Raw genomic sequence first — 11761 nt, 5'->3', positions numbered from 1 at the left:
ACATAAATTGTTTCAGGCTCTTTTCATGTAGCGGGCAAGTATTGAAACTTTTCTTCATAAAGACTATGTCTAACGCGAAATGGAGTGGTGTTGTGACTACGAAGTGAAAAAGGTCTCTCTTTGTCTTCTATTTTAATATCTTTAAATGAGCAGCCCTCGCTCCACAAATCATTGTAACGATATCTGAAGACACTTCATCAATGGATTGTTGGCCATACTGAATCCAGTTTAGAATAACGCTTAAAATGCCACCAGTTAGAAATTCCCCATAAATGAACTCATCTATGTAAAATTGTCCAATTTGTTTATCAAATTCAATTTGTCGTTTAACCACTGCATAAATTTGATTATATAAAATTTGATAAACGTCACTATAAATATTGATAGAAATTACACTTTTTACCATTGCTTTGTTATCACTAATGAAAAGTAAAATATCTTTCATAAATTTATTGAAAAATTGTCTCGGATCTTTTGGATCAATTTCAGGTAAATGTAATGTTCGAAAATATTCAATTAATGTACCGACAATATGATTAAGTAAATCATACTTATCATTGAAATGACGGTAAAATGTAGAACGACGTACATTTGCTTTTTCGCATAAATCTTGAATCGTGATATTTTCAAAAGATTTTATTTCAAGCAAATCTGAGAATGTAGTAATGAGTGCTTTTTTTGTTCGTTGTACACGTAAATCTTGATTATTCATGCTGTTCACCTCTCATTTAGGACATTTTATCAAAAATGTCACTTAAGTTACATTTTCATTTAACTGACTCACAATAGTATTGTATAAAATGATTATAATATAAGCGAAGGGTAGAGTAATTTCTAAATTGTTTACTTATAGTTTACTACTTTTCATAGATAACTAAAAAATATAAATTGGGAAGTGAATCATATGTACTATAGTAATGGAAATTATGAAGCATTTGCACGTCCGAAGAAACCTGAACATGTAGAACAAAAGTCTGCTTATTTAATTGGCTCTGGTTTAGCTTCTTTAGCTACTGCATGTTTTTTGATTAGAGATGGGCAAATGGATGGGTCAAACATCCAAATTTTAGAAGAATTACCTAAATCTGGTGGAAGTTTGGATGGAACTGAACTTCCAATGAAAGGCTATGTCATGCGTGGTGGCAGAGAAATGGAGAACCACTTCGAGTGTTTGTGGGATTTATTTCGCTCCATCCCATCACTTGAAATTGAAGATGCTTCAGTTTTAGATGAGTTTTATTGGTTAAATAAAGAAGATCCCAACTACTCACGATGTCGTGTTATTGAAGAAAGGGGTCAACGCTTGCCTACAGACGGAGACTTTACTTTAACGAAAAAAGCAATGAAAGAAATACTTCAATTATGTTTGATGAAAGAAGAAAATTTAAATGATGTAAAAATTTCAGATGTCTTTTCAGAGGATTTCATGAATTCGAACTTTTGGATTTATTGGAAAACGATGTTCGCATTTGAATCTTGGCATTCTGCGATGGAAATGCGTCGTTATTTAATGAGATTCGTGCATCATATTGGAGGATTAGCTGATTTTAGTGCTTTAAAATTTACTAAATACAATCAATACGAATCACTCGTACGCCCTATGGTTGCATACTTAACGTCCCATGGTGTGCAATTTGAATATAATGTCCAAGTACTTGACGTTAAAGTAGATGTTACAACTAAAGACAAAATTGCTAAAGCTATTGAACTAAAACGAAATGGTAATAAAGAAACGATTCAGCTCACACCCGATGATCTCGTATTTATTACTAATGGTAGTATCACAGAAAGTTCAACCTATGGTGATAATGACACACCCGCACCTCCTACAAAAGATATTGGCGGAAGTTGGAACTTATGGTGTAACTTAGCCAAACAAAGCCCTGAGTTTGGTAACCCTGAAAAGTTCTATAAAGATTTACCAGATAAAAGTTGGTTCGTCTCAGCAACGGTAACGACAAATAACAAGACGGTCATTGAAGCTATCGAACGTTTATGTAAACGTGATCCATTAGCAGGAAAAACAGTTACAGGTGGAATTATCACAGTGAACGATTCTAAATGGCAAATGAGTTTTACTGTGAATCGTCAACAGCAATTTAAAAGCCAACCCGAAGACGAGGTGAGCGTTTGGATCTATGCATTATACTCAAACGTAAACGGGGATTACATCCATAAACCTATCACTGAATGCAGTGGAAATGAAATTTGCCAAGAATGGTTATATCATATGGGCGTTCCTATCAATCAAATTGAAGACCTCGCTAAAATGCAATGTAATACGATACCAGTCTATATGCCATATATCTGTTCTTATTTTATGCCTAGATCCATTGGAGACAGACCACTTGTCGTGCCTGAAAATGCTCGCAACATAGCCTTTATTGGTAATTTTGCAGAAACAGAAAGAGATACTGTATTTACCACTGAATATTCGGTAAGGACTGCTATGGAAGCAGTATACCAATTATTGGACATAGATAGAGGTGTCCCTGAAGTGGTTGCAACAGAATTCGACCTTCGTATATTGATGGATGCCTTATATGAACTTAATGATGGTAAAAATCTATCAGAACTCTCAGAACATAACAAAATACAGAAACTCGCTCTTAACGCTTTCTTGAAGAAAATAAAAGGTACCTATATCGAAGAATTGTTGCACCAACACAAGTTACTATAAGTGTAGATAAAATTCACCCCCACATGACGAATTAGCATGTGGGGATATTTGTTTAGTTTATTTATTGGCCAATATATCGTTTTAAATGTTTAGCGGTTATGGAATTGTCGATGTCAAAGATGCCTTCAGGTTCACCCGCGTAAAGTAATTGGCCACCTTTATCTCCAGCATAAGGCCCAATATCAATTAACCAATCCGCCTGAGTCATCATCGTTAAATTATGTTCAATCAAGATAACCGTATTGCCTTCTTCAATAAGATGGTTAAAGCAATCGATTAGAATTGGCAAATCATCTTCATGTAGCCCAGTTGTTGGCTCATCAAAGATAAAGATCTTATCGGTCACATCTTGTGTCAGGTAACAGCTTAGTTTCACACGTTGAATTTCACCACCTGAAAGGGTATCTAATGATTGTCCGAGAGTCATATAGTTTAATCCTGTATCCGCTAATGCTTGAAGCGGTCGTATAATACCTGGACTGTCGCTAAATTTCTCAATGGCTTCATCCACGGTTAATGCTAAAATATCCGCAATAGAATAACCTTCTACTTTAGCTTCTAACACTTCTGGACGATATCTTGTACCACCACATAATTCACATACTTGTGAAAAGTCTGGCATAAATGCAAGTTCCGTTTTTAAAACACCTTTACCATGACATTCCGGACAGGCACCTTCTGAATTATAGCTGAACATACTCTTCTTAAGACCAGTATGTTGACTAAAGAAACTACGTACATCATCAAAGATATCTAAATAAGTAAGTAGATTAGAACGATTTGATGCATGGACAGGTTTCTGGTCAATAAAGATAGCCTCTTGTTCACGTTCAAATCCTGCAGTGATGAGTGAACTTTTACCTGAACCTGCAACACCTGTAACAACAGTCATTGCATGCTTAGGTAGTTTAGTTGAGACATTTTGTAAGTTATTGCGACTAATATTAGCAATTTGAAGCATATCTTTCGCTTTACGTGGCGTTTTTTTAAGTTGATGCTGTCGGTTCAACGCTTGACCAGTACTTGTGTCCGAACTGAGTAATTCATTATAAGAGCCAGTAAATGTAATTTCACCACCATTTTTGCCTGCTAAAGGTCCTAAATCAATAATATGATTAGCGGTCTTTATAACATCTGGATCATGTTCTACAACGAGCACTGTGTTGCCCTTATCCTTTAAAGATTGAATGATATCGTTGATACGCTGAATATCCTCTGGATGTAGTCCGACACTTGGTTCATCAATAATATAGACTAAGTCGCTTAAAGGACTATTAAGGTGACGAATGAGTTTAATACGTTGTGACTCACCACCAGATAGTGAAGTTGTTTCTCGCGCTAGTGTTAAATAATTCAACCCAATATAACTTAATGCTTCTAGTTGTTTCTTAAGTGGCTCTATTATCACACGGGCTTTGCCTGATTTTATTTTTCTTAAAAAGGCTAACGCCTCATCAATTTGTAGGTTTGTGAATTCTGCAATATTTAAGCCATTGATTTTACAGCTTAATACAGTGTCATTAAGACGTTGACCATGACAATCAGGACAATCATGTTTCGATACCACTCGGTCAATATCTTCTTTAAAACGTTTCTTTTCGAAATTATCATTAAGTAAAAATGAACGGCGGAATCGATGAATTAATCCTTCAAATTTGGCAGTTCTAGGCCAATTTGACGGTGGATTCTTTAATTTAGTTGGTTCGGTGTATAAAAACGTATCCATTTCTTCATTCGTATAATCTTTTAATTTCTTATCATTATCAAATAAACCTGTATATAAATAACGTTTACCTCGCCAACTATCAGGTCTAAATGAAGGGAATTTAATTGCATCCTCATTAAGTGATTTATCATAATCAAGCAATTCATTTAAATCAATATCTTCAACATAGCCTAGTCCTGAACATGTTTGACACATACCTTTAGGATTATTGAAAGAAAAGATATCTGAATAACCGACAAATGGTTCGCCAATACGTGACCATAGCAGTCGGACAGACGCGTAAATGTCAGAAATTGTACCTACAGTTGAACGAGAGTTACCGCCAAGACGTTTCTGATTAATAATCATTGCGACAGGAAGATGCTTAATTTGATCGACGTCTGGTTTTTCATATTGTGTCAGTTGATGTTGCACATAACTTGAATATGTTTCATTTAACAATCTTTCAGATTCTGCAGCTACAGTATTGAAGACGAGGGAAGACTTCCCCGAGCCTGAACGACCTGTAAATACTGTTAATTGATGCTTTGGAATCGTTACATTTATATTTTTTAAGTTATTTTGTTTGGCACCGATAATTTCTATATTAGTCATAATTACACCTCTTAAACCTAGATTAACTCACATGTTGGTCATATTAAATTATACTTCGAGTGGTTTGATTTTAACATCAAGATTAAAGTATTCTTTTAAAATATTTCGGTAGTTATCTGAAGTTACATCATATTTATCTTTACCATCCTGTTTACTTAGCGTTAGATGTTGTAAAGACATCGTAGCACGTCCAAATGATTGTGGTTGAGTAACGATAAGTTGTTGTACAAAAATAGAATCTGGATGTTGTGAATTATATTGAATCATATCTTCAAAATCTTCTATTTGCTTAGGTTGGAAGCGAGCCTCGTAACGTGTGATCCAACTATCGTCTTCGAGTTTCTGAATGCTATAAGTTCCTTCATGCTCTGAAATTGCTCGGAATTCACCTGTAATATCTGTAACTGGATGAGTTGGATCTATATTTGTAATAGGTAAGGCCTGTAAAGGTAAGTCACCGAAGCCTACATCTGCAACATAATTTACATCATTAATTGGAACAACAAGTGACATGTGTGAACCTTCTGGACTGCGATTGCCATTAGGCTGTTCAACAGTCGCAGACATACGATATACGGTAAAGCCTTTTTCTTCAAGGTAAGTCCCAAAGAAATGATTCATTTCGTAACAGAAACCACCTCGTTGCTGATTGATCAATTTATCATACAAATCATTAATTTCTACAGATATAGGTACGCCATTTTGGACATTGATATTTTCAAAAGGAACCGTCAACATATAGCGTTTAATGTAATAATTGAGCGCTTCAAGTGAAGGTTCATTATATTTTGATGCATCTATATTTAAATAGTGTTCGATAGCTTGAATATCCATAAGATGAGGTCTCCTTTGTTAAAAGCTTTTAGTAATCCATACCCTATAATGATGAAATGACGCATGTAAGAATAGAGACGAAAAAGGTTCTAAACACTTGATAGCAGTTGATGCCTCGTGTTTAGAACCAGTATTAATATATTAAACTATGTTATGATTCAAAATTACAGTTCTTGTTTGTTGAAAATGGCTATTGAAATGAAATAAGAAGCCACTAAACAAATTAAACCGAGTATTGCATATAATCCGATGAAGAGGATATCTGTAGGATTTGTTCCTAAATCAGAGAATGAACCTGAACGTACAATGGCAGACATAATAACACCAAAGTAAGTAATAAAGAATAAAATAAGAACGATAACCGATGTTGAAATCATGATGACATTTGAATTTTCAGGACCAAATTTAAATGTTAACGGGAACATGATAGCATATGTGCCTGCCGCACCAATACCTACTAATCCTGAAATAAGTGTTAATATTAAATTCTGATGTATCGCTAATACTGCAATTAATCCAATAATTAATCCGATAAAGATGAGTATGCCATAAAATGCGAAATAACTTTTAATGTAAGCACTTCGATGTGTTGGCAATGTTGAAATATAATACATCCATTTAGAATCTTTTTCTCGCTTTAAGTTATCCGTCACTGGTGACAATAAGAAAATCATTGGTAAGAAACATGCCATTGCTGGATTTATAAAAGCGAATAAGAAACTTGCTACAATAGCTACAATTAAATATGTGATAAGTGATTTTTTAGATGCATAGAAACTACTTAAAATTAGACCTTTCATTATTTATCACCTCTCATAATTAATTTTGTTGCGTCATCAATAGTGTTAAGTGGGTGAGCGTTTGTCACACTAGACCAATCCTTGACTAAGATTTGGCGTTGACCTTGTCTCACTCTTGATACAATGATGATGTCTTGTGCAATATTTAAATCATCATGCTCATCAACTTCGACAATACCGTATTGATTTAACAATTCTTCCTTGCTTTCTTGAAGTACAATTTCACCATCACGCATAAAGATTAATTTTGTAGCTAAATGTTCTATATCTTCTGAAATATGAGATGAAATGAGTATGCCATTGCCCTCTGAAATATAGTCTTCCAACATTTCAATGACTTCTTCACGTCCTGATACGTCCATACCAGCAGTTGCTTCGTCCAGTATGAGTAATTTTGTATCATGCGCTAGAGCCATGGCTAAGGCTGCTTTCATACGCATTCCTCTTGAGAATGTTTTAATTTGAGCGTTAGTTGGTAATTCGAAACGCTGAATGACTTCAAAGAAATGATCACTGTTCCACGTTTTGAAAATATTTGCAAAAACCTTATCCATATCTTTAATTTCGAGTTTATCAGGCACACGTAAGTCATCAAATACAACACCAATATGCTCTTTGTATGCATAATCCTTATCTGAGACAACTTGATCAAAAAATGAAATATCTCCAGAATCTTTAAAACGGTTACCAACTAATGTATTAATCAATGTTGATTTACCTGAACCATTCTTACCAATTAAACCAATAACTTCGCCAGGTTGAAGTGTTAAAGAAATATCTTTCAAATGGAAATTCGATTTCTTATAAGACTTGTTGAGATGTTGCACTTGCAATAGATGTTCCATAGTAATCCTCTCTTTCTGTTGATTAGTATTAGATTTAATTCAATTAAAGATTAGTTACTTTTATCATAATATAGATTAATTAATAAATAACTAAGATTTGTAAAATTTACGTACTTTTAACATATAACCAAATGTGTTGTAAGCGAATAAAATGATTAAGATGCCAATGCCAACTGCTTGGTTAATACCTGTAATGATTGAAAAGATACCTAAGAATATAGCGCCTACCATTATTAAGGAAATATTGACGTGATATACTTTAAACATTGATTCAAGTGTAATATGACGCTCACCTTCATCCATATTTTGTAAAATACGTTCTGTATAATTGGCTTCGCCTTGTTTAGGCATACGGGTATCAAATTTTCTATAAAAGAAACCAAGCATGGTTGACGGAATTAATGTCAATATAAAAGGCACAATGACTAAAAATAAAATAGACGATGGGCCATTACCTAAGGCAATAATAAATATGTTTAATAAAGCGACTAATACTGTAATGTAATATAATGTGCCAGTTCTCATGAAAGTTAAATTAGCTTTTTGTTCATGTTGATCGAGGTTGGCATCATTGGCATTTTCAGTTTTATGTTTGTATTTTAAAGATGTCTGAGAGGTCTTCCAAATCGCTAAGATAAGTCCAATATTAATTAATGAAGCGATAATGGTAACGATAATCGTGAAATTGTATGAAGCGAAATGTAAGATATCAAAGATGTTCCCATCACTTAGCATTCCTATTGAGGCTCCTATCATTCCACCAATAATACCCCCTATCAATAAATAGAGTAAATATCTGCCCACTTTCATAAATCTCCCTCCTCAAATATAAAGACATTTTCAACTGGTTCATTGAATATACGCGCAATTTTAACGGCTGTTAAAATGGACGGCATAAAATCATTCCGTTCAATCAAAGAAACTGTTTGCCGTGAGATACCGGCTTGTTTAGCGAGTTGTGTTTGATTGAAGCCATCGCGAGCACGTAATTCTTTAAGACGATTTCGCAATATTCATCAACTCCTTGGCTATTACATTACATTATCTTTGTCATTTTGACAAGTATATTAGTCAAAAAGACCTTTATTTTTGTCAAAGTAGTTATAAAAAGTAGCCTTCGGGTTGTCTGAAGTTAGACATCCAGAAGGCTTAAATTACAGTGTTTTGCTATTTGTTAAGACCCATTGATTAAGATCGTTAAGATGATATTTTGTGACGATGGTTTGATTTACTTCATCCAATGTAATCGAAGATAAAGTGGAGATAAGTGTATGTTGAATTGTATTTAATGCATGACTAACTACACACATTTCTGCTTTTTGGCCTTCATTTTCACCTAAGAAGGGTTTCAATAATTGCTGACTTGCAAAAATCGTATCGCGACCTTCTATTGCTAGAAAAATATCATAAAACGTGATCTGATTTAAAGGTTTGCTTAACGAGAAACCACCATGCTTGCCCGTAGTAGAATTGACAAGTCCTTCTTTAACAAGTGCTTTAATAATCTTCTTTAAATAAGAATCAGAAACATTTAAACGATCACTTAAAGCAGTAGAGGTCATCACGCTATGTTCTGGTAGTAGATTCAGCATTAATAGAACATAGACAGCTTGCTCCCATCCTTTAGATAATTTCATAATACTCCTCCAATGATAGACGTTTCTTTTATTATAAAATATAATATAAAAATTTTATATATTAAGATTGAAAAATAGAAAGGGTGCATTATAATACTATTTAAAGACAACGAATATCTTAATTATCTTTAATAAATGACTAGGAGATGACATCTATGAATTTACATCAACGTTCGCATTTATACTTCTATATATGTATTATTTTAACGACCATATGTATGAGCTCTTCTTTTCCAACTGGGAAGTACCTCATCTCAATTGAACACGTGCCACCTATGTTACTAGGCGGATGGCGTTTTACCATCGCGGGATTCACTATCTTATTGGTTTTATTTTTGAAAAGGGGCGTTAAATATGTATTACCATCAATTGATCATAATAGTTATAAAGGCTTTATATTTGTCGCTACCATCGGATTATTACAAACGGCAGGAACAATGGGATTGTTAAATATAGCAATGTCATTGGGTGTATCCTCTTCAATGTCTGCCGTTTTACTGTTTACCAATCCATTATGGTTAGCTGTTCTTGCGCATTTTATACTGAAAGAGCGTTTAACAATGATTAAAGTGGTTGCACTCGTGATTGGTGTGATTGGGGTTACGATATATCTAGGGTTAGACCGTTCATTGCTAGGGTGGGGTGCGTGTGTCGCATTACTTGGTTCACTATGTTGGTCATGTAATACTGTCGTGACTAAGCAATTTAAGTTTGATAAAGGTGCCTGGGTATTAACGGGATGGCAGCTATTATTTGGTGGCATCATCATGTTCTTGATTAGCCAATTGTTAGGAGAGCGCTATCACATTGGACAATTGAATGGTTGGGGATGGGTATGGTTTTGGTGGCTTGTGTTTCCTGCGTCTATTGGATCATTTGGATTATGGTTTAGCAGTTTAAATTTACGAGGTGCTACGATTTCGAGCAGTTTTCTATTTTTAGTGCCCTTATTTTCAACCATTTTTTCAATTATAGGGTTAGGTGAACCTTTCACATTGCACATTATGATAGGCGGATTATGTGTTGTGGTCGCATTGATTGCAATTAATTATTCACCACATCACTTAAGTAATTAAGGTATTAAATGTTTGAAAAATCGAATGATCGCACTAAATAGTTCTAGGATAATATTAATTATGAGTTCCCAAAGTGGCTGTTTGGATTTATCTTTTTTAGATTCAGACATCATATCACTCCTATGCTAGTTAGATTAACATAGTGACATTTTGATTGAAAATGTTGCATATATGGAATGGTTTTCGAAATACTTCATACTTGAAATTGTCTTAATTTTAATACAATGAAAATATATGAAAACTTGCGAACACTGACTTAAGAAAATAAAAAAATCTGAACAAATCTCTTCACATGGTATCTAATTTTTTGTAATATAGCACTCGTATTATTTTTGAGAGCAACAAAAAAGGAGGTAGCAATGATGAAAGGTAACAGAATGATGTTTTTCATATTCATGTTAGGTACATTTACAGTCGGTATGGCAGAATATGTTGTTACAGGATTATTAACTCAAATCGCAAGTGATATGAAAGTGTCTATTTCAAGTGCAGGTTTATTAATTAGTGTGTATGCTGTGAGTGTTGCATTAATTGGACCATTCATGCGTATATTTACAATGAATGTACGTGCCAAACGCTTATTACCATTTTGGTTGCCATATTTATAGGTAGTAATGTGGTAGGGATGTTGGCACCCAATTTTCAAGTATTGCTGTTATCAAGATTGTTGTCAGCTTCAATGCACGCACCATTCTTTGGCGTATGTATGAGTGTGGCTGCAGCCGTTGCACCTCGTGGTAAACAACCGCAAGCCATCGCATTAGTCCAAGCAGGATTAACAATTGCGGTTATGATTGGTGTGCCATTCGGATCATTCTTAGGTGGCTTTGCGAATTGGAGAGCTGTATTTGACGTTATGATTGGTTTAGCGATTATTACAATGCTAGGTATGTTGAAGTTTGTACCAGATGTATCTCTAAGTACAGAATCTAATGTAAAAAATGAATTAAAAGTATTTAAAAACCCACATATCTTAATTGTTATGGCAATTATTGTCTTTGGTTATTCAGGCGTATTCACAACTTATACGTTTATGGAACCAATGATTCATAAATATGCACCATTTGGCATTGTTGGTTTAACTGTATGTTTATTTATGTTTGGACTTGGTGGAGTTGTTGGTAATTTACTTACAGGTAATGTACCAGAACATAAGCTGACGCAATATCTATTTTATACGTTTATTTTGCTGTTTGTAACTATTGTTTTATTTGTGACAGCGGTTCATAGTGCGATTTTAGCAATTATTATTTGTTTCTTATTTGGTTTTGGCACATTTGGTACAACGCCTTTATTAAATAGTAAAATTATTTTAAGTGCACATGAAGCGCCACTTTTATCAAGTACACTTGCAGCGTCTATTTTTAATATTGCAAACTTCTTAGGGGCAATTATTGGCTCAATATTATTATCAATAGGCTTCCCGTATCTCATCATTACATTTGTATCAGGCGGGATCATTATCTTAGGAATTATAATTAATATAATTAATCATTTTTATGAAAAAAAGTATGTTACATTTGATAACTAATAAAAAACGTTCTAAATTGAATTCACTCAGTTTAGAAC

At 34.1% G+C, this 11761-nt stretch carries 10 protein-coding genes and 1 pseudogene; 3 read left to right on the top strand and 8 right to left on the bottom strand.

Translation table 11 applies throughout. The features are described from left to right. Positions 1–127: 127 nt before the first annotated feature. Entirely contained in the window at positions 128–712 is a 585-nt protein-coding gene (locus AC2FB1_RS03005; protein WP_490673797.1) for a TetR/AcrR family transcriptional regulator, read from the bottom strand. A 192-nt stretch (positions 713–904) separates the two neighbouring features. Here AC2FB1_RS03005 and AC2FB1_RS03000 point away from each other — a divergent pair, with 192 nt between their 5' ends. Further along, positions 905–2680 carry an oleate hydratase gene (locus AC2FB1_RS03000; RefSeq protein ID WP_490673796.1) on the top strand — a complete coding sequence of 592 codons (1776 nt, stop codon included), beginning with the start codon at positions 905–907 and terminating at the stop codon, positions 2678–2680. Between the two features lie 61 nt (positions 2681–2741). Here AC2FB1_RS03000 and AC2FB1_RS02995 read toward each other — a convergent pair whose 3' ends face one another. The 7 genes from AC2FB1_RS02995 to AC2FB1_RS02965 form a co-directional block, all read right to left on the bottom strand. Then, positions 2742–5000 (bottom strand): ATP-binding cassette domain-containing protein, encoded by a 2259-nt coding sequence (locus AC2FB1_RS02995; RefSeq protein ID WP_490673795.1) that lies wholly within the window; start codon positions 4998–5000, stop codon positions 2742–2744. 48 nt (positions 5001–5048) lie between these two features. Next, positions 5049–5834: an arylamine N-acetyltransferase family protein gene (locus tag AC2FB1_RS02990; protein WP_490673794.1), complete on the bottom strand. Its 786-nt coding sequence runs from the start codon at positions 5832–5834 to the stop codon at positions 5049–5051. A gap of 164 nt (positions 5835–5998) precedes the next feature. Further along, a complete protein-coding gene (locus tag AC2FB1_RS02985; protein WP_490673793.1) occupies positions 5999–6634 on the bottom strand; it encodes an ABC-2 transporter permease in 636 nt (211 codons plus the stop codon). After that, a complete protein-coding gene (locus tag AC2FB1_RS02980; RefSeq protein ID WP_490673792.1) occupies positions 6634–7479 on the bottom strand; it encodes an ABC transporter ATP-binding protein in 846 nt (281 codons plus the stop codon). Before AC2FB1_RS02980 ends, AC2FB1_RS02985 begins: the two co-directional genes overlap by 1 nt. Positions 7480–7569: 90 nt before the next feature. Next, a complete protein-coding gene (locus AC2FB1_RS02975) occupies positions 7570–8289 on the bottom strand; it encodes a DUF3169 family protein (protein WP_053030656.1) in 720 nt (239 codons plus the stop codon). Next, positions 8286–8489, bottom strand: a complete 204-nt coding sequence (locus tag AC2FB1_RS02970; RefSeq protein ID WP_011274640.1) for a helix-turn-helix transcriptional regulator — start codon at positions 8487–8489, stop codon at positions 8286–8288. The genes AC2FB1_RS02975 and AC2FB1_RS02970 overlap by 4 nt, the downstream gene beginning before the upstream one ends. 144 nt (positions 8490–8633) lie before the next feature. Beyond that, positions 8634–9116 carry an RrF2 family transcriptional regulator gene (locus tag AC2FB1_RS02965; RefSeq protein WP_070581048.1) on the bottom strand — a complete coding sequence of 161 codons (483 nt, stop codon included), beginning with the start codon at positions 9114–9116 and terminating at the stop codon, positions 8634–8636. 155 nt (positions 9117–9271) lie between these two features. On the opposite strand from AC2FB1_RS02965, the gene AC2FB1_RS02960 reads away from it, so the two are divergent. Then, positions 9272–10192 carry a DMT family transporter gene (locus AC2FB1_RS02960; protein ID WP_490673791.1) on the top strand — a complete coding sequence of 307 codons (921 nt, stop codon included), beginning with the start codon at positions 9272–9274 and terminating at the stop codon, positions 10190–10192. Positions 10193–10554: 362 nt separating this feature from the next. Then, a pseudogene (locus tag AC2FB1_RS02955) lies at positions 10555–11723 on the top strand (MFS transporter). Positions 11724–11761 lie beyond the last annotated feature (38 nt).

It is taken from the genome of Staphylococcus sp. CoH_129_LAB_1, from assembly GCF_058191515.1.
The sequence above is the reverse complement of the archived record's forward strand: the minus strand, read 5'-3'. Positions and strand labels throughout refer to the sequence as shown.

Bases quoted from the DNA above. Each gene is read 5' to 3' on its own strand.
- AC2FB1_RS03000 (WP_490673796.1), top strand. From the start codon at position 905: ATGTACTATAGTAATGGAAATTATGAAGCATTTGCACGTCCGAAGAAA.
- AC2FB1_RS03005 (WP_490673797.1), bottom strand. From the start codon at position 712: ATGAATAATCAAGATTTACGTGTACAACGAACAAAAAAAGCACTCATT.
- AC2FB1_RS02985 (WP_490673793.1), bottom strand. From the start codon at position 6,634: ATGAAAGGTCTAATTTTAAGTAGTTTCTATGCATCTAAAAAATCACTT.
- AC2FB1_RS02965 (WP_070581048.1), bottom strand. From the start codon at position 9,116: ATGAAATTATCTAAAGGATGGGAGCAAGCTGTCTATGTTCTATTAATG.
- AC2FB1_RS02995 (WP_490673795.1), bottom strand. From the start codon at position 5,000: ATGACTAATATAGAAATTATCGGTGCCAAACAAAATAACTTAAAAAAT.
- AC2FB1_RS02975 (WP_053030656.1), bottom strand. From the start codon at position 8,289: ATGAAAGTGGGCAGATATTTACTCTATTTATTGATAGGGGGTATTATT.
- AC2FB1_RS02980 (WP_490673792.1), bottom strand. From the start codon at position 7,479: ATGGAACATCTATTGCAAGTGCAACATCTCAACAAGTCTTATAAGAAA.
- AC2FB1_RS02990 (WP_490673794.1), bottom strand. From the start codon at position 5,834: ATGGATATTCAAGCTATCGAACACTATTTAAATATAGATGCATCAAAA.
- AC2FB1_RS02960 (WP_490673791.1), top strand. From the start codon at position 9,272: ATGAATTTACATCAACGTTCGCATTTATACTTCTATATATGTATTATT.